Here is a 19,273-nt window from a genome sequence, read left to right as displayed (position 1 = left end):
GTACAAGTCCCTATTTGCAATGTGTAAAGGATTTTCGTTCCTTCCGGGTTGCGGGGCAAACGGGCAGGCTTCATATTTGCAGGTATGGTATAATATGTTTGGAGGTATGATACATGGATAAAAAATATCAGACTGCGCCTTGTGGGTTGGATTGCTTTAACTGCAGCTGGTTTGAAGAAAACGTAACGGACGAATTCAAACGCAGCGAGGCCACCCGGCTTGGAATACCGCCCGACGAGGTTGGGTGCAGGGGCTGCAGGGGCGAGCAGGGAAAATGCTATTGGGCGCAGGGTGATTGTGCAACGTGGGCGTGCGTGGAAAAAAAGGGCGTTACTTATTGTTTCGAGTGCGGCGAATTCCCATGCGGCTTATTGGCCCCTTCCGCAAAAGGGGTAAGCTATCCCCACAATATGAAAGTATATAACCTTTGCAGAATGAAACTCAACGGTATGGATGCGTGGATTGAAGAATCCGCCGGTATTCGCAAACGCTACTACGAGGGTGATTTTGTAGTGGGGCAAGGCCCTGTCCCTACGGATAAATAATCAGGCCAAATCCATTCGGCATGAAAATGAGAATTTGCCTTGCTGCCAGAATAAACTTAATTTGTCAGGAATAACAAAAGCGCGGTTCCGCCATAACGGTAATCGCGCTCTTTTATTGAAGCCTCTTTTTTATGCCGCATCCCTTGCAAACTGGCTGTTGTAAATGTCCGCATAGGTTCCGCCCTGCGCCAGTAATTCCTTGTGTGTCCCTGTCTCCACGATGTCCCCGCTGTCCATTACCAGAATGCGGTCTGCATCATAGATGGTGGAAAGCCTGTGTGCGACCACAAAGCTTGTGCGGCCTTTCAGCAACCGGCGCATTGCCTGCTGGATGATGAGCTCTGTGCGGCTGTCCACATTGGACGTCGCTTCGTCGAGAACCAGTATTTCCGGATCGGATACAAACGCCCGTGCAATGGTGATAAGCTGCCGCTGCCCCTGCGAGATGTTTCCCGCGTCTTCACTGAGCACCGTTTGATAACCGTCCGGCAGCTTTCGGATAAACTCATCCGCATAGGCTGCTTTAGCCGCTGCATAAATCTGCTCGTCAGTAGCATTTTCGTTGCCATACTTAATGTTATCATAAATCGTCCCGGAAAAAAGCCACGCATCCTGTAGCACCATTCCTATATGCGACCGCAACTCGGCAGCCGCCATATTACGGACGTCTGTCCCGTCAATGCGCAGGCTTCCGTCCTGTATTTCATAAAACCGCTCAAGCAAATTGATGAGCGTCGTCTTTCCTGCGCCGGTATGCCCTACGATAGCCACCATTTGGCCTTCCTTCACATGCAGATTGAAACCGTTCATCAATGGCGTATCGCCATAGCCAAAGCACACGTTTTCAAACGCAACCTTGCTATCCTCTTTTTTATCCGGGAGCATGGTTTCTTTCTCGGCGGTCTCTTCCGCGTCCAGCACGTCGAATACGCGTTCCGCCGAGGCAATCATGGAAAGCAGGTTGTTCCATATCTGCGTAAACTGCATCAACGGATTGGAAAACTGTGATGAATACTGCAAAAACGCCTGCATATTACCGATAAGAATCGAACCGGATACTACATTCACACAGCCTATCGCGGCAATTAACACATAAGCGATGTTTTGTATGAGCAGCATACTTGGCATGGATGCGCCGCCTACAAAGCGCGCTTTCCACCCTGTCTGATACATTTTTGCATTGACCTCGTCAAAATCAGCAAGCGCCGCCTGCTCGCCGTTAAAGCTCTTAACCACAGAAAAGCCCTGGTATGTTTCTTCGATCCTGCCATTGAGCTTGCCAAGCGAACCAAAATATTCCTTGTTGTATTTGCTTGCTTTTGGCGTGATAAGCTTCATTACAAGCAGGCTGGCAGGAACCATCGCACACGCCACAAGCGTAAGCAGCGGGCTGATGGAAAGCATCATCCACAGCACGCCGACAATCAACACCACATTGGAAATCAGGCTAGTAAGGCTTTGCTGTAAATTGGTGACGATGTTATCCACATCGTTGGCCGCTACGCTCATTAGCTCGCCGTTTTGATGTTTATCAAAATATGCGACAGGTACACGGTTCATTTTCGCTTTGAGCTCCCCACGCAAAACGCGGGTTGTTTTTTGCGATACCACCGTCATGAGGCGTTGCTGCAAAAAGGAAGTAACGAATACGCCTGCATACAATAGCCCCACAAACAGCAGGATCGTTCCCAGCGCGGAAAAATCAATTCCCGTTCCCTGCTTGATTCCTTCAAAGATCACTGTGGTGGCGTTACCCAGCATCTTCGGGTTAATAACCTGCATTACCGTTCCGGCAATGGCAACCGCCACGCTGAGCACGATAAGAAAACCGGATTTTTTCATGTAGCCGAGCAACCGCCTGATCGTGCCCCATACATTTTTTGGTTTGGGAGCTGCCATTGCCCCCATTTTATTTGGATTCATTACGCCATGATTGTTCATGCCCATATTAAGCCGCCTCCTTATACGTTTGCGAATCGACGACCTGCTGGTACACCGGATTATCCGCCATCAGCTCCTCATGCGTTCCAAGCCCTGCCAGCGCGCCTCCGTCCAGTACGGCGATCTGGTCCGCGTTTTGCACGGTACATACGCGCTGTGCAACGATTACCGTTACGGCATTCTTCACTTTTTCTTTCATGGAAAGGCGTACTGCCGCGTCTGTTTTGAAGTCCAGCGCTGAAAACGAATCGTCGAAAACATACACGTCCGCGTCCTTTAGCAGCGCGCGCGCAATACACAGCCGCTGCTTCTGACCGCCTGAAAAGTTCCCGCCCGCTTTTTCCACTGTGCTGTCAAGCCCTTTATCCATTGCACGTACAAACTCTGTGGCCTGCGCCATATCAAGTGCCTTCCATATTTCCCCATCCGTCGCATCCGGTTTTCCCACCAGCATATTGGAGCGGATCGTTCCAAAAAACAGCGTAGAGGTCTGCGGCACAAAGCTGACCTTATCATGCAGCGTCTTTTGCGAAAGCTCCCTCACATCTGCACCGTTCAGGCGCACATGTCCTTTTTCTACATCGTACATGCGGGAAATGAGGCTTACAAGCGAGGATTTTCCATCGCCGGTCGAGCCGATAAGCGCAAGTGTCTGCCCGCCATGAACCGTAAAGCTGATTCCTGACAATGTTTTTTGTTCAGAACCCAAATAGCGAAAATCGACATCGTCAAAGGTGAGTGAAATATTCCGATCAGCGGTGTTGCATTCCGTATCCGGATCGTTGATGGTAATGGGCATATCCAGAACCTCATTAATCCGTTTTGCGGACGTCTGCCCCCGCGGGATGGACAGGATAACCTGCGTCAGCATGGCAAAACCCGTCAAAATTTGGGCTCCATAACTGATTGCGCCGATGATAGAACCGACCTCCATCGTTCCCTGCGAAGCTCCCTGCCCGCCGATCCACACAATAAAAAGTGTGGCAAAGCTGATCAGCATGGTAAGAATTGGGATAAAAAAGCCCATAATCGTTCCTGCTTTGATGGACGCATCCGCATATTCTTTATTTACGGCCTCATATTTTTTCATTTCATATTTTTCTTTGCTGAATGCCCGAATCACCTTCACACCTGTAAGCCCTTCTTTAAAGTACAGGTTTAATTTATCCAGAAGGCTTTGCATTTTGGCATAAAGCGGGCTGGCAAACCGGTAAATAACAAAATACGCAATCAATAAAATCGGAATAGCGGCAATAAAAACAGTTGCCATCGCAGGGGAAAGCAGCCATGTCATCACAATTCCGCCGACGAGTTGGATGGGGGCAAGCAGTAAAAATTTGAGTCCCATTTCCACCAGCGTCTGCACCTGTGTTACGTCGTTTGTGTTGCGCGTGATAAGCGACGAAGCTCCCAGCTTATCAAATTCACACCTTGAGAATTTCAGCGCTTTGCGGTAAACGTCCGAACGCAGCTCTTCGCCAAGCTTGTAGGATATCTGGGAAAAGAGCAGGGTATTAAAAAGAGCTCCCACGAGGCTTATAATTGACAGGACGACCATAAACGTACCTTTTGACCAGATTAACCCGGTATCCCCCGATGCAACGCCATTGTTAACGATTTCTGCGGTGACATACGGCAGATACAGCGAACACCCGATCTGAACAAACAAAAACAGGATCGCCCCCAACGTTTTTAAGGGGGGAAGCCGTTTGATTATTTTCCACATAAAATTACCTTCTTTCCTGAATTTTGGCCGCAAAAAAGACAACGCCGCGACTTTTCATTTACGTCCTGCGAAAATCATAGAAATAGCGTTGTCTTTTTCAGCAGCTTACAAATTTGTTCTGTTACTTATGCTCAGGCGCATCCGGTGCTTCAGGCGGCGTACCACGCCCGTCTGCACGCCCGTCAGGCGCGAAGCCGCCGAAACCGCGCCCCCGCATAAAACCTGCGCGCGGATCGAATCCATGCGGCGCATGTCCGCCGTGCATTGTCGAGAACAACCGCTCAAACATTTCGTCGCCCATGCGCTCGCGTGCGCCCTGCATCCACCATGTGCGTTCGTCATCGTTTTCTTCATCCGCAAAGCCTTCTTCCAAGGATGCGATAACACGGTCGAGATATCCTCCAAACGCGCTTTGCTCTTCGGCGCTCAGGCAGGAAAAGATATCGCCCGGCGTCCATTCCCTCTGTTGCTCCGATCTCCCTTTTTCTGTCAGCTTCACAAGCATCACACGTTTATCGGCCTCGGACGGTTCGCGTGCAACGTAACCCGCCTTTTCCAATTTTGCCAGCAGCTCGTTGAGGGACGACACGCGAATCCCCAGCAAATAGGACAAATCCTTTGTGGAAATCCCATCCTGCATTTTCAGGATCGCAAGGATCCGCCCCTGCCCGCGTGTAGGATCTGCCATTGGGCCTCCCTGTGCATAGCCTCGCATCTGATGTTTATGCAGTAGCCATTGAAGCCTGGAAATCTTCTCATATAGTTCTGTATTTATTGTATTCATTTTATAATCCTCCTGTTTTTCAATCAGATACCGCAACTATTAACGGTACCTGTTGTTTTTATTATAACGGTACCTGTCAAACTTGTCAACCTATTTTTTACAGGTACCGTAAATAATTTTTATAATCAGATAAACCAGTGCAGATAATGGCGGAGTTATGCCTGCAACCAATACAATCCCGGTTGAAAAAATTTTTTATTTTTTATAAAATTATAAAACAGGTTATTATAATATCGGAGGAAACAATATGATTGGACTGATCGACGGAGGCGGTGGAATGCGCGGTGTATACACTGCCGGTATTTATGACCGCCTGTTGGATGAGAAAGCAAAAATCGATTATGGCATCGGCATATCTGCGGGAGCTGCAAATATGATCACCTGCCTCGCGGGCCAGCATGGGCGTACGCTTACCTTTTTTGCTGAGTACACATTCCGAAGAGAATATATGAGCCTTTCAAACTGGTTAAAAAAAGGTTCCTACCTGAACCTTGATTATATCTATTCCACTCTCACCAACCGCGGCGGCGAAAACCCGCTGGATTATGAAGCGTTCGCAAAAACCTCCTGCCCTTTTTATATCGTTGCGACAGATTCGCAAACAGGCAATTCAGTCTATTTTACCCGTGACGATATTGCACAGCATAGCTATGATATCCTCAAAGCATCCTGCGCCGTGCCCCTTGCGTGCAGGCCGTATCCGGTCAATGGCAGGTTGTATTTCGACGGTGGGGTTTCCGATCCGCTCCCCTACCGCAAAGCATTTGAGGATGGCTGTGATAAAATCATCGTACTGATCACACATCCGCCGGATTATATCAAGCCCAAACAAAAGCATATGGGGCTTCTGTCGCGGACGTTGAAAAAATATCCTGAAATCGTACGCAGGCTCGCGCACCGCCATGAAACATACAACCGTGAGATTGCGGAAATCAAGGAGCTTGAGCGTCAGGGGAAGGCCCTTTTGATCGGCCCGTCAGACTGCTGTGGCGTCAGTACGTTTACCAAAGATAAGGACGCGTTTTTGCGCTTGTACGACAAAGGCTACCACGACGGCGAAAAAGCCGCTGCATTTATGAGATAAACTATAGAATCAAAAAGTCTCCCCGGCCATCAGGGGACTTTTTATTCTGCCCCTGCAACAAAGGCAAGAAGGCTGTCCCATAAAGTTTTCCCAGCCGTTTCAACGCCTTTTTTTCATTTCTGTCAAATAATGTTTCCACAGATATATTAAAACAGTACCAATGTGGTATTGTTTGCTGTTTTTTTCTTTTTTTTATGCTAAAATATAGTAGTTCTTGTTTTTCAACATATTTGTGGAGCACTCATACAAAGGAAATAAGTAAGAATGGTTTGGAATATTTCTGCGGAATGTATTTCCGCAATTATCTTATGTATCATCTGGATTTATTCCAGAAAAGGGAATCCTCTTCCCACCTTGAAAAACCAGTTTTTTCAGGTTTGTTTTTTAGTAACCTTTTTTGCGATCACTTCAAATATTGCTTCCACCGTGATGTTGTATTATTATCAGGAGATTCCGCTTGCCCTCATATGGATTGTCACGACATTTTATTTTGTAACGACGCCGCTTATGGGCGTCTTCTATTTTTTCTATGTAACTTCCATTGTATTTGAAAACGATAAGGCGCTCAATAAGGTTCTCATTATTGCTTCTGTTCCGGCGGCGGCTTACCTCGTTTTTGTGCTGATAAATCCTGCAACGAAACTCCTTTTTGACATCGATCCGTCAACTGGTTATATGCGCGGCAGCCTCATTTCCCTCACCTATATCATATTTTATATCTACTGTTTTGCCTGCCTGTTCCTTGTGCTTTTCAAGGGCCAGCTCCTGGATCGATCCATACGCCGCATTTTGATTTCATTTCCCGTAATTGCAGCAATCGTAATCGTAATCCAGCAATTTGTTCCGGAATATATTCTATCCGGTTCCGCCGCTACCTGCGCTTTGTTGATTATCTATTTGTACCTGCAAAATAAACAAATTTCGATTGACCACCTGACGGGCCTGCCCAACCGCCACGAGTTTTTAAAAATGCTGGAGCTAAAGCTTGAGCATCACAAAAATGATTCGTTTGCGATCATTGTCCTGTCGTTGAAAAACTTTAAACTGATCAACGATAAATTTGGGCAACAAAACGGCGACCGCTTCCTTCAGTCTGTCTCCACCTATCTGGCTTCAATACTCGGTGGTCACCAGCTTTACCGCTTCAGCGGGGACGAATTCGCCATTCTGCTCGGGCACTCGGACGAGACGATTATCCGTCCTGTTTTTGAGCGCCTCCAGCATAGAATGACATTGCCATGGAAAACCGCTACCTGCAGCTGCATCCTTTTTTATGCGCTTGCAGTTGTGCATTATCCAAGCAGCGCCGACAGCGTGGAAGGGCTGATCGATGGGATTGAAACCACCGTCGCGCAGGCAAAGCAAAAGCCGGAGCATTACTCCTATTGCACGCCGCAAATGCTCGAGCAGGCAAAACGAAAACTACGCATCATTGAAATTTTGCGCGAACGCCTCGCAACCAACAGCTTTGAAGTATACTATCAGCCTATTTTATCCATAGCGGACTGCAAATTTCACAGGGCTGAAGCTTTATTGCGGCTAAACGATACGCCCATTGGCCCGATTTATCCATCCGAGTTTATTCCGCTTGCGGAGGATACCGGATTGATTATCGATATCACCTACCAGGTTCTGGACAAGGTATGCAAATATATTGTAGAATTGATTGCAGACGGTATCGATATTTTATCTGTCAGCGTTAATTTCTCTTCCATGCAGTTTACACAGGAAGATATTTCCAAACGCGTTTTTGAAATTATTGAGTCAAACGGAATCCCCTGCTCCAAGGTCAAAATCGAAATTACGGAGAGCGTGTTAATTGAAAACCTCGATACCGTCAGGAACTTTATCAACGTGCTCCACGCCAGAGGGGTACGCTTTGCGCTTGACGATTTTGGTACCGGCTATTCCAATATTTCTACTGTTCTCGGGTTTCCAATTAACACGGTCAAGCTTGATAAAAGCCTTGTGTGGTCGTCTACCCACAATCCGCGTTCCGCAGTTGTGGTACGCCATATGACGGCTGCATTCAGGCAGCTTGGTATCGATATCCTTGCAGAGGGCGTTGAAACCGAAGAACAGCAGCATTTTGTTGAAGATTGCGGCTGTGATATGATCCAGGGCTTCCTGTATTCAAAACCTGTTCCACCACAGGATGCAAAGTTATATCTGGGCAAAGAGCTGTGCGATACTCCATTTACCATCGGGCATAGCGAAAAATAACCGGTTTTGCGTGCGTGCTCCCCAAATGAGCGCAGGCACGACAAAAACAGGAAAGACAGGTCTTATGGCAAAACCAAAAAAGCTCCTCATGGTTTCAATCGTCATTATTTTGATCATCGCGGTTATCGCGATCTCTTTGATGCTGTTTTATGCCAATACCGTAAGAAGCGTGCTCGATGATGAGATCACCTCAAATTTGAAGGAAATCACTTTGCAGGAATCAGAAATCATTGAAACCCAGGTAAACGGCGACCTTTACACGCTTGAATCTGTCGCAACCGTATTGCAGAGCAATGATTTCAGCGGGCTTGATACGGAATCCACTATGAAACTGCTGGATAAAATCCGCGACCAGAATGGATTTAAGCGTATGGGGCTTATCGATCCTGACGGCAATGCCGTTACAACCGACGGTCTTTCCTATGATTTTTCGGAGAGAAAATATTTTCGCAAGGCTTTGGCCGGTATTCCAAATATTTCCGATACCTTTACGGATATAGTGGACGGGAACAGTATTAATGTTTACGCCGTGCCGATCTATTCCGGACGCAATGTGGTATCCGTACTGTTTGCAACGCACGCCACAGACGTGTTCGAAAATAAAATTTCCGTCTCTACCTTTGAAGGCAACGGATATGCCTATGTTGTGGAAAAGAACGGCGACAAAATCGCAAGGTCCCACCATGAAAACAGTGTGGAATTTGAAAATTTCTTCGAGCTGGACGGAAACCTGCTTGTCAGTATAGACGGCAATTCATTTGAAACCATGCACGCCGATATGCAAAAAGGAGAAAGCGGCGTAACACAATACAAAAAAGCAGGCATATTATATTACATGAGCTACGCGCCCATCAATGTAAACGACTGGTATATCCTCTCTGTTGTACCTGCTTCCGTGGTTTCGGAAAAGAGCTCCTTCCTGATTGCCTTTACCGGCTGGATCTCAGGTATCATCGTTTTTACCGTGGTAATTTTGCTTGTATATATCGCTATTTCCCAAAGCAACGCCAAAAAAAGGCTCGAGCGCATTGCGTTTGTAGACGAGCTTACCGGAGCGTCAAGCTGGGTGAAATTCCGCAGCGATTGTAATGATATACTTAAGGATCATGCCAATGAAAAATATGCTTTTATCAACTTTGATATTAATAAATTCAAGATATTCAACCAGCTTTACGGTTACCGGAACGGCAATCTGCTGATTCGGCATATTTCCGCCGTGCTTAAAAATGACATGAGGGAGCACGAGCTTTACTGCAGGGCTGGTTCGGATGAATTTAATGTACTCATCACTTATTCTGATGAAAATGAGATTTCAGGCCGCATATCCGGCTGGAACAACCGGATCAGGAGTTTTCCTTTTATCCGGAAAAAGAATTATAACCTGCTGCTCTCTTATGGAGTTTACATCGTTCCCAAAAACGATTATTCTGTCACGCGCATGAGCGATTGGAGCAAGACTGCCAAAAACAGCGTCAAAAGTAACGCGCACAATTATTATGCTTTTTACGACGACAGCATGAACCAAAAGATGCTGCATGAAAAGCAACTCGAAAACGATATGGACGCCGCGCTCCAAAACAACGAATTTGTGGTTTATTACCAGCCTAAGTTTGATTTGGATAGCGAGAAACCTGTCGCTGCCGAAGCTCTTGTGCGCTGGATATCTCCGGATAAGGGCTTTATGAATCCAGGAGAGTTTATCCCTGTATTTGAAAAAAACGGTTTTATCGTAAAAATAGATTTTTACGTTTTCGAGCAGGTGTGCCGGATGTTGCGGGACTGGCTTGACCATGCGATGCCTGTGGTTCCGATATCCGTGAATTTTTCCCGCCTTCATATTTATAATGACGATTTTGTGAAACAACTGCTTGACATTACCGAAAAGTACGGGCTTTCCCCGGGCCTGCTGGAAATAGAGCTTACGGAGAGCGCGCTGATTGACAACGACGATCTGATCTTAACGCGTATGAATGAGCTGCGGGACGCGGGCTTTTCAATCTCCATCGATGATTTCGGCACAGGTTATTCCTCGCTTAACCTGCTGCGTACCCTGCCCGTAGACGTGATCAAGCTCGACAAGCGTTTCTTTACCCACGAGGATGATAACGACCGCGAAACCACTATTATCTCGAGCATTATCGCGATGTCTGAAAAGCTTGGAATTACGGTGGTTGCAGAAGGCGTTGAGCTGCGCGCACAGGCAGACTTTTTAAGGAATATCGGCTATCGCATTATTGTACAGGGTTTCCTGTATGCTAAGCCCATGCCGGAAGACGCGTTTGAGGAGCTGCTCCGTAAGAACATGGAGCAATAACTGCATACCGCGCCTGAAAAATGATGATACAAAAAAAGGGCTTGCGCCCTTTTTTTATTTACTATTCAAAATTCAACACCATTTCCCGGTCTACCATCTGGAAGCCCAGGCGCCGATACAGGTTAATCGCCGCAGGTTCCGAATTGAGGAACAGCTGCTTAACGCCCTTTGCCTTTACTTCTTCAAACAGCGTCTCCAAAAGCTTTGTCGCAAGCCCCTGTTTCCTGTATTCGGGCTGCGTAACCAGATTGAAAACATAGCCTGTCTTTCCGGTGACATTGCACAGCCTCGGCATTACCTCATACATGCAAATCATAGCCACAGAAACGATTTTGCGGCCGTCTACCGCAACGTACCCAACGCAGCTTTGGTCTGCAATGTGCTTTTGCAGATAATGAACGGTTTCCTCCTGGAATTCCTCAGTCATCCGTTCCCCTGATATCTGACGCAAAAGATCCATTCTCTGCTCTACTACAAAAAAGATATCATTTTGTGTCATTTTCCTTAGTTCAACGCCCATTTTGTTCTCCTCCTGCCAGTAGCCTGCCAATACGTGCGGCCCTGCCGCCAAATTCTTCCCTGCCTTGTATCACAATGTTTAATAGCTCTTTGCAAAATACATCATTTTTTTGGCCGGTTTGCCGCAATGCACACACACCTCGCCAAGCTCTTTTTGCTCAAACGGCGCGCAGCGTGTGGTTACGCCGGTCTTTTCCTTGATTTGCTCCTCACACTCGGTATCTCCGCACCACATTGCGCGGACAAAGCCGTGTCCTTTCTCGATCCCCTGCATAAACTCTTCCCAGTTTGTCGCGTCAAACGTTCGCGCCTCACGGTATTCGAAAGCCATTTGAAGCATATTATCGTGGATTTTATCCAAAAGCTCCTGAACGCTTGCCGCGATTCCGTCAAGCGAATACGATTCCTTTTCGCACAAGTCCCTGCGCGCAAGCATACACGCATTGTTTTCAATGTCGCGCGGGCCGATCTCAAGGCGAACCGGAACGCCCTTAAGCTCCCATTCGTTGAATTTCCATCCTGGGCTCTGGTCCCTGTCGTCCAGCTCTACACGGATTCCCGCAGCTTTCAATGTCTGGAACAGCTCTTCGGCCTTTTCAAGCACGCCCGGCTTATGCGCGGCTATCGGCACGATCACACACTGGACCGGCGCTACACGTGGAGGCAGCTTTAATCCCCGCTCGTCGCCGTGCACCATAATAATGCCGCCGATCATACGCGTAGATACGCCCCACGAGGTCTGCCACGCATATTTCAGCTGCCCATCCTTATCCAGAAACTGGATGTCAAAGCCTTTCGCAAAATTCTGCCCCAGATTGTGCGAGGTTCCCATTTGCAGCGCTTTGCCGTCCAGCATCATTGCTTCTACTGTGTAGGTGTGATCCGCACCCGCAAATTTTTCCTTTTCACTCTTCTGCCCGGAAATCACGGGAATCGCCAGTACATCGCGCATAAAATCACGGTATACGCCCAGCATACGGACGGTTTCCTCTTCCGCTTCCTCCTGCGTTGCATGAACGGTGTGCCCTTCCTGCCACAGGAATTCCGAGGTGCGCAGGAACGGGCGGGTGCTCTTTTCCCACCTGAGCACATTGCACCACTGGTTCAGCAATACGGGCAAGTCACGATAGCTTTGCACCCATTTGGAATACATGGAACAAATGATCGTTTCTGAGGTCGGGCGAATGCACAGCGGCTCTGCGAGTTCCTCCGTGCCTCCTTTTGTAACCCAGGCAACCTCCGGCGCGAAGCCTTCCACATGCTCGGCCTCTTTTTCCAGCAGGTGCTTTGGAATCAGTAACGGGAAATAAGCGTTTTTATGCCCCGTTTCCTTAAAACGTTCGTCAAGCTGCTGCTGGATCAATTCCCATATTCCGTAGCCATACTGCTTGATGACCATGCAGCCCTTCACTTCGGAATAGTCGATCATATCCGCCATTTTGATCACATCCGTATACCAGCGCGAAAAATCCTCGCTCTGGGGTGTGATGTGCTCTACAAATCCATCGTTTTGCTTTGCCATATTGTTTGTTTCGTTCTCCTTATCGCGCCGCTTCCGCACTGCCTTACAGGCCACGCCGCGGCTGATTCTTTCTTTCTATTTTGTTGATTTCAGTTTACCATCATTATACCCTTTTTTCAAGCGTTCGCGCGTCCTTTGCATAACTTTTCCATGCCCTGCAAGATATAGATTCCCAGTAACCCCGCCGCGGCTTTTTGATCGCTAACCGGTAACCGAGGTTAATCAGGAAGTTATGCCCGGTACGCGTCCTTGAAATACGCATCCGCCTGATAAAGGAACGCAGCGAATAAAAGTGTTTCCGAAACCACAAATACCCCTCGTACAGCTCCTGCGCGCTCATATGCTTTGGCTCGAATGCAACGTATGTCTTCCCATTGTAAAATTGCCAGTCAGAATGCTTCAGCCGGTTTTCACGTTTTAAGTCCTCGTAAATCGGTGTTTTGGGAAGCGGCGTCAAAATACTCACCGTTGCGCCGTCAATTCCCAGGGCTTCGCAGGCGCTGAGCGTATCGGCGAAGACTTCCTTTGTATCGGAGTCAAAACCGAACACGATCCCCGCCTGTATCAATATCCGGTAACGGTGCACCTTTTGTATGATCGCCCTGTAATCCCCTACGCGGTTGATCGGCTTTCCGGCGTCCGCAAGCGATGCGCGCGAAAAGGATTCCAGCCCCACGAACAGATAAATGCAGCCTGCCTCGTGGGCGGCGCCGAGCAGTTCGTCGTCGTCGCAATCCCTGAGCGTCGCCTGTGCGGCCCAACGCTTCCTGAGCGGCTTCATCGCTTTCATCACTGCAAGCGCATATTCCCTGTCTGCAAAAAAGTTGTCGTCCCAGAAAACAAAGTAACCGGAGGGTACCGCTTTGATTTCCCTGATTACCTCATCGATTGGGCGCGTCCGAAAGGAATTATGGTAAATTTGTTTCAAATTGCAATAGCGGCAGTGATAGGGGCACCCCCGCGTCGCAAACACCGCGCCTTTCATCAGGCTGCTCCTGTGATGCAGCAAATCCCATCTTGGAACGGGTAAGCCGTCAAGCGGCGGCGCCTCATTGTCTTCATACCGTTTTTTTGCATTTCCCGATACAAAATCTTTCAGGAATACCGGCCATGTCCGTTCTCCCTCGCCAACCACCAGAAAATCGCCGTGCTTTGCCGCCTCCTCAGGAAGTAAAGTAACATGCGGCCCGCCCATAACAATTTTGGCTCCCTTACTGCGGAAACGCTCAGCCATATCGTAGCAGTGCCGCGCATTTGGCGTATTGACCGTGATCGCCACCAGGTCAAACGTCCTGTCAAACGGAACCGACTGGTTGTATTCATCCACAAGCGTGATATCAAATAACGTCTCGTCGATGAATGCCGCCAGATAAGGCATTGTGATCTGGACGAAGTTATTGAGCTGTTTCCTTCGGACGCGGTTGATCTCTTTGTTTTCCGGCTGGATCAGTAATATTTTATACTTCATAAGTACTCCAATCTATGTGATAGCGTTCATTTTTGGGTGCACAAAATACTTCCCCGCAAATACTTATCGAAACAGGGATCGTCATTCTAATGTACGCTTTGGATCAGGCTTCTTCCTCCGGCACATACTCCAGAAGGTCTGCCGGTTGGCAGTCAAGCGCCCTGCAAAGTGCATTCAGGGTTGAAAATCGTACCGCCCTGCATTTGTTGTTTTTCAGAATCGATAAATTCGCAAGCGAGATATCCACCTTCGCCGCAAGCTCGTTCAGGCTTATTTTGCGTTTCGCCATCATTACGTCCAGGTTCACAAGTATCGCCATACCCCACCTCAGACCGTAAGGTCGATTTCTTCACGGTATTCCGCCGCGCGCTCAATCAGGTATGCAAGCACCTGTGCGCAAAGCACGCCGAGCAGCAGCAACGCGATACACAACAGCTTGGAAATGGAAGGCACGAAACAAAATATAAAGATAAAATCTGCCATCAGCAACGCCAACGCCAGCGACAGCCGTTTTAAGCTCGTTACGTTCCGGCGGACGAATGGATTGCCGTCGCGCACGCTTAAAATCAGCTTACGCAGTTCAAAAAGAAACCACAGTGCGATAGCGCCTGCCGTATAACAGAACACAAGATTTTGTACAATGTACAAACTGAATATGTACTTTGCCAAAACCGGCGTGGTTGTAAACAGGGCGATAATCGCCATCATACATACTATGATTGCGCCATTCAGTATCTTTACACTTATTTGTCCATATTTCATAAGTTTGCCTCCGGTGATTCAAGCATATGTTATCATGGCAAGTATATCGCCCATTTTTCGTTATGTCAATAAATTTTTATCGAAAAACAATAAAATTATATTGTTTAAAGGAAATGACAAGACGAAAACCAGTTACTGCTTCATGCCATAGCGGAATCCAATGGGCTTCTGATTTTTGTTCAGGGAAAAAAGAAACGGTATAGCGAAAACCGCTATACCGTTCCAAAACTGTCCGCTTCTTATAAGCCGCCTTTTGCGGCCCGGTCTTTCCGGTTAAAACACAAATGCAAGGCAACCGAGCGGGATCAATATCAACGAGAAAATCACACCCAGGAGCGCAAGCACAATGCAGACCACGCCGATTGCTTTACCGGCACGTGCGTTTTTATCGTTTGGATCCACCTTGATGATCTTGCTACCGGTTGCAACCGCAACAATCGCGAGCACAAAGCCAATCAACGAAAGGTAAGGCACGCCCACCTGCGGAAAGAGGGATAAAATATCACAAATCAGTGCGGCAAGGCCAAGCAATAAAGAAATCATAGCATTTTCCTCCGTTTTTTGCTTATTATTGATAAACACGGCTTGCGGTGCACAAACCGCAAATCAATGCTTTGCGCGGGCGCATACGGATTCATAGTCGTACATTTCATCCATTTCGCATATCTCGTTCACCATCAGTGCGCGGATATAGTCGCTGTCCCTCGAAATGGAATGGATATAGTATCCGTTTTTGAGATAAAACGCAACAGTGGAGCGCATTTTGGACGCCGTATGCAGCGTGATCGCGCGCACCCCCATTGCGAGGCATTCGATCTTTACCTTTTCGAGCAGCAGCCCGCCGATTCCAAGGTTCTGCGCCTGCGGATCGATGGAAAACCTGCTCAGATAGGCAATGCCGTCCGAAAGGATCTCAAACCGAACGCTTCCAACCATCTCATCGTCAATACGGGCTACGATTACGTTTTTGTTATGGATATCGGAAAGCACGTCGTCAATCGTCTCATAAAGCGCCGCCACGCTCTCGCGCTTGCGGATTTCCTGCGCATACAAATCAAAGGCGAGCCTTGTGATATCGAGTATTTCCTGCGCGTCCGCGTCAGTCGCCTTTACAAGCGTTATCTGGTCCATCATAACCGTTCACCCGCCTTACTTATACTCATTGAGCGGAATGATGCTGAGGTTATCGTCCGACTGCAACACCTTCAGCATGGAATTCACCGTATCCATGGAGGTGATGCACGGCACGTTGAAGCCCACCGCCGTGCGGCGCAGGTGAAAACCACTGCGCGTCTTTTGCTTGCCGCGGGTTGGCGTATTCACGATCAGCACAAAATCGCCGTTTTTGATACGGTCCAATACCTTCTCATTTGGCACAAGCTCCACGTCAAAGCCATGCTCCTTAAAATATGCGTGCGTACCCGGAGTCGCGCACAGCTCAAAGCCGCATTCCTGCATTTCCCTGGCAATGCCAAGCGCCTCCTCCTTATCACGGTTCGCAACGCTGATCAGTATCTTGCCTTCCTTATCCGGGATGCTGCTGCCTGACGCCAGAAACGCCTTTTTAAGCGCCTTGATAAACGTCCTGTCCGTTCCCATGACCTCGCCTGTGGATTTCATCTCAGGCCCGAGGAAGGTGTCCACCGTAGCCAGCTTGGCAAAGGAGAATACCGGCGCCTTGACTGTAATTAACTTTGATTCCTTGTGTACGCTTGTCTCAAAGCCCATATCCTTCAGGCTCTCTCCCATCATGACGCGTGTCGCAAGCGCCACCATATTGATGCCAGTAACCTTGGAAAGAATCGGAACCGTCCGGCTTGCGCGCGGGTTCACCTCTATCACGTACACGTTCTCTTCCTTATCCATAACAAACTGGATATTGAAAAGCCCTTTTACGCCGAGGGCGCGGCCCAGCGCAATGCCGTATTCCGCAATTTTCTTCTTTGCCTCTTTTGAAATGGACTGTGTGGGATACACAGCAAAGCTGTCGCCCGAATGAACGCCTGCGCGTTCGAGATGCTCCATGATTCCAACTACAAGCACGTCTTCGCCGTCGCATACCGCGTCCAGCTCGATTTCCTTGCCCACTACGTATTTATCGATCAAAACAGGCTTGTCCGGCGATACCTCCGCAGCCATGGTCATGTATTCGGTCAGCTCCGCATCGTTGTAAACGACCTCCATTGCGCGTCCTCCAAGAACGTAGGAAGGACGGACAAGCACCGGATAGCCAATGTCCGCAGCCGCCTCGAGCGCATGCTCGAGTGAAAACGTCGTATCCCCTTTGGGAAGCGGAATATCCAGTTGTTGCAATACGTGCAGGAATTTATCGCGGTCTTCAGCCCTGTCGATATCCTCCACGCTGGTGCCAAGGATCGTTTTGCCGTTGTTGTGGATGGGCTGTGCCAGATTGATCGCGGTCTGCCCGCCAAACTGTACAATCACGCCCTCCGGCTTTTCCTTATCGATAATATCGAGCACGCATTCCTTGGTAAGCGGCTCGAAATAAAGCTTATCGGACGTATCGAAATCTGTGGATACCGTTTCCGGATTGGAGTTGATGATGATCGATTCATAACCAAGCTCCTTGAGCGTATTGACCGAATGCACGGAGCAGTAATCAAATTCAATTCCCTGACCAATCCTGATCGGCCCGGAACCAAGTACAATAACCTTCTTTTTATCCGAAAGCTCCACCTCGTCCTCGTTGTCGTAGGTAGAATAATAATACGGCGTAACCGCCTTGAACTCGCCCGCGCAGGTGTCTACCTTCTTGAACGACGGCTTGATGCCAAGCGCGTTACGCATATACGTGATCTGTGATTCGTGCGCGCCGATACAGTCTGCGATATATCCGTCGCCAAAGCCGACCTTTTTGCATTTGCGCAGCACCCACTCAGGCAAATCCTCTATGGTATAACTCCTGAGCCGTTTGGAAAGGTCCACAATGTTTTTGAGCTTATTGATAAAGAACTCGTCAATCTGCGTAATCTCATGCAGCTTTTCCACCGTATAGCCACGCTCGAGCGCCTTTGACAGCACGAAGATACGCTCATCATCCGGATTTTTAAGCGATTCATCCAGCTCGTTCAGCGTCCAGTTATCGATATTTTTCATGCCAAGGTTATAATTCAGCTTTACGTCCAGGCAGTCGATCGCCTTCAAAAGCGATTCCTCTATATTACGCCCGATCGCCATAACCTCTCCGGTTGCTTTCATTTGGGTTCCAAGCGCCCTGTCCGCGCCGGAAAACTTGTCAAACGGCCAGCGCGGTACTTTTGTGACCACATAGTCGAGCGCAGGCTCAAAGCAGGCGTACGTCTTTCCTGTAACGGAATTTTTGATTTCGTCGAGGTTATATCCCACGGCAATTTTCGCGGCAACGCGCGCAATCGGATAGCCGGTTGCTTTGGAAGCAAGCGCCGAGGAGCGCGACACGCGCGGATTCACCTCGATAACCACATAATCATAGGAATTGGGATCAAGCGCATACTGGATGTTGCAGCCGCCCTTGATGTCGAGCGCACGGATGATTTTAAGCGCTGAGGTGCGCAGCATCTGGTATTCCCTGTCCGTCAGCGTCTGCGAGGGCGCAACAACGATGCTGTCGCCCGTATGCACCCCCACCGGATCGATATTTTCCATATTACATACAATAATGCAGTTATCCGCGTTATCGCGGATAACCTCGTATTCAATTTCCTTCCATCCGGCTACGCTTTGCTCCATAAGCACCTGGTGGATGAGGCTCATTTTCAGGCCGCGCGCGGTGATGTCCATCAGCTCGTCCATATTGTGCGCTGTACCGCCGCCCGTTCCGCCAAGCGTATACGCCGGACGGACAATAAGCGGAAAATCGCACTCATGCGAGAACGCCTCCGCTTCCTCAAGCGAGGTAACAATCGTGGAATGCGTTGTTTTCTGGCCTGTTTTCACCATCAGGTCTTTGAACAGCTCCCTGTCCTCTGCGAGCTTGATGGAATCGAGCTGCGTACCAAGGAGACGGATTCCAAGCTTTGGGAGAATGCCGCAGCTATCCAGCTCAATCGCCATGTTGAGCCCCGTCTGTCCGCCAAGCGTTGCAATGATGCCCTGCGGCTTTTCTTTTTTCAGTATCCTGATAACCGTATCGAGCGTGATCGGTTCGATGTATACCTTATCCGCCATTCCAACGTCCGTCATGATGGTCGCGGGATTGGAATTGATCAGCACAACCTCATAGCCCTCTTCCTTCAGGGCTTTGCAGGCCTGCGTGCCGCTGTAGTCAAATTCAGCTGCCTGGCCGATGATGATCGGCCCGGAACCAATAACAAGTATCTTTTGAATGTCGGTTATTTTTGGCATTTTTTGTCCCCCAAATACTTCAATCTAAATTTTATAAAAAA

The 19,273-nt window shown here is 48.6% G+C and carries 15 protein-coding genes; 4 read left to right on the top strand and 11 right to left on the bottom strand.

Annotated features, from left to right (window positions below):
* Positions 1-113 precede the first annotated feature (113 nt).
* Positions 114-545, top strand: a complete 432-nt coding sequence (locus tag CHK_RS02485; protein ID WP_046442458.1) for a DUF3795 domain-containing protein — start codon at positions 114-116, stop codon at positions 543-545.
* A gap of 129 nt (positions 546-674) precedes the next feature.
* Here CHK_RS02485 and CHK_RS02480 read toward each other — a convergent pair whose 3' ends face one another.
* The 3 genes from CHK_RS02480 to CHK_RS02470 all read right to left on the bottom strand — a co-directional run bounded on the left by CHK_RS02480 (position 675) and on the right by CHK_RS02470 (position 4,996).
* Positions 675-2,492 (bottom strand): ABC transporter ATP-binding protein, encoded by a 1,818-nt coding sequence (locus tag CHK_RS02480; RefSeq protein ID WP_052740206.1) that lies wholly within the window; start codon positions 2,490-2,492, stop codon positions 675-677.
* 1 nt (position 2,493) lies between these two features.
* Positions 2,494-4,212 carry an ABC transporter ATP-binding protein gene (locus CHK_RS02475; protein WP_046442457.1) on the bottom strand — a complete coding sequence of 573 codons (1,719 nt, stop codon included), beginning with the start codon at positions 4,210-4,212 and terminating at the stop codon, positions 2,494-2,496.
* Positions 4,213-4,333: 121 nt separating this feature from the next.
* Positions 4,334-4,996, bottom strand: a complete 663-nt coding sequence (locus tag CHK_RS02470) for a MarR family winged helix-turn-helix transcriptional regulator (RefSeq protein ID WP_052740204.1) — start codon at positions 4,994-4,996, stop codon at positions 4,334-4,336.
* A gap of 247 nt (positions 4,997-5,243) precedes the next feature.
* On the opposite strand from CHK_RS02470, the gene CHK_RS02465 reads away from it, so the two are divergent.
* The 3 genes from CHK_RS02465 (at position 5,244) to CHK_RS02455 (ending at position 10,617) form a co-directional block, all read left to right on the top strand.
* Positions 5,244-6,080 (top strand): patatin-like phospholipase family protein, encoded by an 837-nt coding sequence (locus CHK_RS02465; protein ID WP_046442456.1) that lies wholly within the window; start codon positions 5,244-5,246, stop codon positions 6,078-6,080.
* A 264-nt stretch (positions 6,081-6,344) separates the two neighbouring features.
* A complete protein-coding gene (locus tag CHK_RS02460) occupies positions 6,345-8,303 on the top strand; it encodes a putative bifunctional diguanylate cyclase/phosphodiesterase (protein ID WP_046442455.1) in 1,959 nt (652 codons plus the stop codon).
* A gap of 64 nt (positions 8,304-8,367) precedes the next feature.
* Complete coding sequence (locus CHK_RS02455; RefSeq protein WP_046442454.1) at positions 8,368-10,617, top strand: bifunctional diguanylate cyclase/phosphodiesterase; 2,250 nt, start codon at positions 8,368-8,370, stop codon at positions 10,615-10,617.
* Between the two features lie 61 nt (positions 10,618-10,678).
* On the opposite strand, the gene CHK_RS02450 is transcribed toward CHK_RS02455, so the two are convergent.
* From CHK_RS02450 to carB, 8 genes are all read right to left on the bottom strand, one after another.
* The gene (locus CHK_RS02450) at positions 10,679-11,137 is read right to left on the bottom strand and encodes a GNAT family N-acetyltransferase (protein ID WP_046442453.1); all 459 of its coding nucleotides are present in this window, start codon (positions 11,135-11,137) and stop codon (positions 10,679-10,681) included.
* 78 nt (positions 11,138-11,215) lie between these two features.
* A complete protein-coding gene (gene proS / locus CHK_RS02445; protein WP_046442452.1) occupies positions 11,216-12,658 on the bottom strand; it encodes a proline--tRNA ligase in 1,443 nt (480 codons plus the stop codon).
* Positions 12,659-12,761: 103 nt separating this feature from the next.
* Positions 12,762-14,126: a B12-binding domain-containing radical SAM protein gene (locus CHK_RS02440; RefSeq protein WP_131925087.1), complete on the bottom strand. Its 1,365-nt coding sequence runs from the start codon at positions 14,124-14,126 to the stop codon at positions 12,762-12,764.
* A 103-nt stretch (positions 14,127-14,229) separates the two neighbouring features.
* Positions 14,230-14,445 carry a helix-turn-helix domain-containing protein gene (locus tag CHK_RS02435; RefSeq protein ID WP_046442451.1) on the bottom strand — a complete coding sequence of 72 codons (216 nt, stop codon included), beginning with the start codon at positions 14,443-14,445 and terminating at the stop codon, positions 14,230-14,232.
* An 8-nt stretch (positions 14,446-14,453) separates the two neighbouring features.
* Complete coding sequence (locus tag CHK_RS02430; protein WP_046442450.1) at positions 14,454-14,888, bottom strand: DUF2975 domain-containing protein; 435 nt, start codon at positions 14,886-14,888, stop codon at positions 14,454-14,456.
* Positions 14,889-15,161: 273 nt separating this feature from the next.
* Positions 15,162-15,431: a hypothetical protein gene (locus CHK_RS02425; protein ID WP_046442449.1), complete on the bottom strand. Its 270-nt coding sequence runs from the start codon at positions 15,429-15,431 to the stop codon at positions 15,162-15,164.
* Between the two features lie 63 nt (positions 15,432-15,494).
* Positions 15,495-16,022, bottom strand: coding sequence for a GNAT family N-acetyltransferase (locus CHK_RS02420; RefSeq protein ID WP_052740202.1), 528 nt, complete (start codon positions 16,020-16,022; stop codon positions 15,495-15,497).
* Between the two features lie 15 nt (positions 16,023-16,037).
* Positions 16,038-19,232 carry a carbamoyl-phosphate synthase large subunit gene (gene carB, locus CHK_RS02415; protein WP_046442448.1) on the bottom strand — a complete coding sequence of 1,065 codons (3,195 nt, stop codon included), beginning with the start codon at positions 19,230-19,232 and terminating at the stop codon, positions 16,038-16,040.
* Positions 19,233-19,273 lie beyond the last annotated feature (41 nt).

Origin of the sequence: Christensenella hongkongensis (assembly GCF_000981035.1) — a bacterium.
Lineage (GTDB): Bacteria > Bacillota > Clostridia > Christensenellales > Christensenellaceae > Christensenella > Christensenella hongkongensis.
This window is presented reverse-complemented; position numbering and strand designations above follow the sequence as displayed.

What these genes read in the sequence shown, in the direction of transcription:
- CHK_RS02485 (WP_046442458.1), top strand. Translation starts at nt 114, where the DNA reads ATGGATAAAAAATATCAGACTGCGCCTTGTGGGTTGGATTGCTTTAAC.
- CHK_RS02480 (WP_052740206.1), bottom strand. Translation starts at nt 2,492, where the DNA reads ATGGGCATGAACAATCATGGCGTAATGAATCCAAATAAAATGGGGGCA.
- CHK_RS02475 (WP_046442457.1), bottom strand. Translation starts at nt 4,212, where the DNA reads ATGTGGAAAATAATCAAACGGCTTCCCCCCTTAAAAACGTTGGGGGCG.
- CHK_RS02470 (WP_052740204.1), bottom strand. Translation starts at nt 4,996, where the DNA reads ATGAATACAATAAATACAGAACTATATGAGAAGATTTCCAGGCTTCAA.
- CHK_RS02465 (WP_046442456.1), top strand. Translation starts at nt 5,244, where the DNA reads ATGATTGGACTGATCGACGGAGGCGGTGGAATGCGCGGTGTATACACT.
- CHK_RS02460 (WP_046442455.1), top strand. Translation starts at nt 6,345, where the DNA reads ATGGTTTGGAATATTTCTGCGGAATGTATTTCCGCAATTATCTTATGT.
- CHK_RS02455 (WP_046442454.1), top strand. Translation starts at nt 8,368, where the DNA reads ATGGCAAAACCAAAAAAGCTCCTCATGGTTTCAATCGTCATTATTTTG.
- CHK_RS02450 (WP_046442453.1), bottom strand. Translation starts at nt 11,137, where the DNA reads ATGGGCGTTGAACTAAGGAAAATGACACAAAATGATATCTTTTTTGTA.
- proS (WP_046442452.1), bottom strand. Translation starts at nt 12,658, where the DNA reads ATGGCAAAGCAAAACGATGGATTTGTAGAGCACATCACACCCCAGAGC.
- CHK_RS02440 (WP_131925087.1), bottom strand. Translation starts at nt 14,126, where the DNA reads ATGAAGTATAAAATATTACTGATCCAGCCGGAAAACAAAGAGATCAAC.
- CHK_RS02435 (WP_046442451.1), bottom strand. Translation starts at nt 14,445, where the DNA reads ATGGCGATACTTGTGAACCTGGACGTAATGATGGCGAAACGCAAAATA.
- CHK_RS02430 (WP_046442450.1), bottom strand. Translation starts at nt 14,888, where the DNA reads ATGAAATATGGACAAATAAGTGTAAAGATACTGAATGGCGCAATCATA.
- CHK_RS02425 (WP_046442449.1), bottom strand. Translation starts at nt 15,431, where the DNA reads ATGATTTCTTTATTGCTTGGCCTTGCCGCACTGATTTGTGATATTTTA.
- CHK_RS02420 (WP_052740202.1), bottom strand. Translation starts at nt 16,022, where the DNA reads ATGATGGACCAGATAACGCTTGTAAAGGCGACTGACGCGGACGCGCAG.
- carB (WP_046442448.1), bottom strand. Translation starts at nt 19,232, where the DNA reads ATGCCAAAAATAACCGACATTCAAAAGATACTTGTTATTGGTTCCGGG.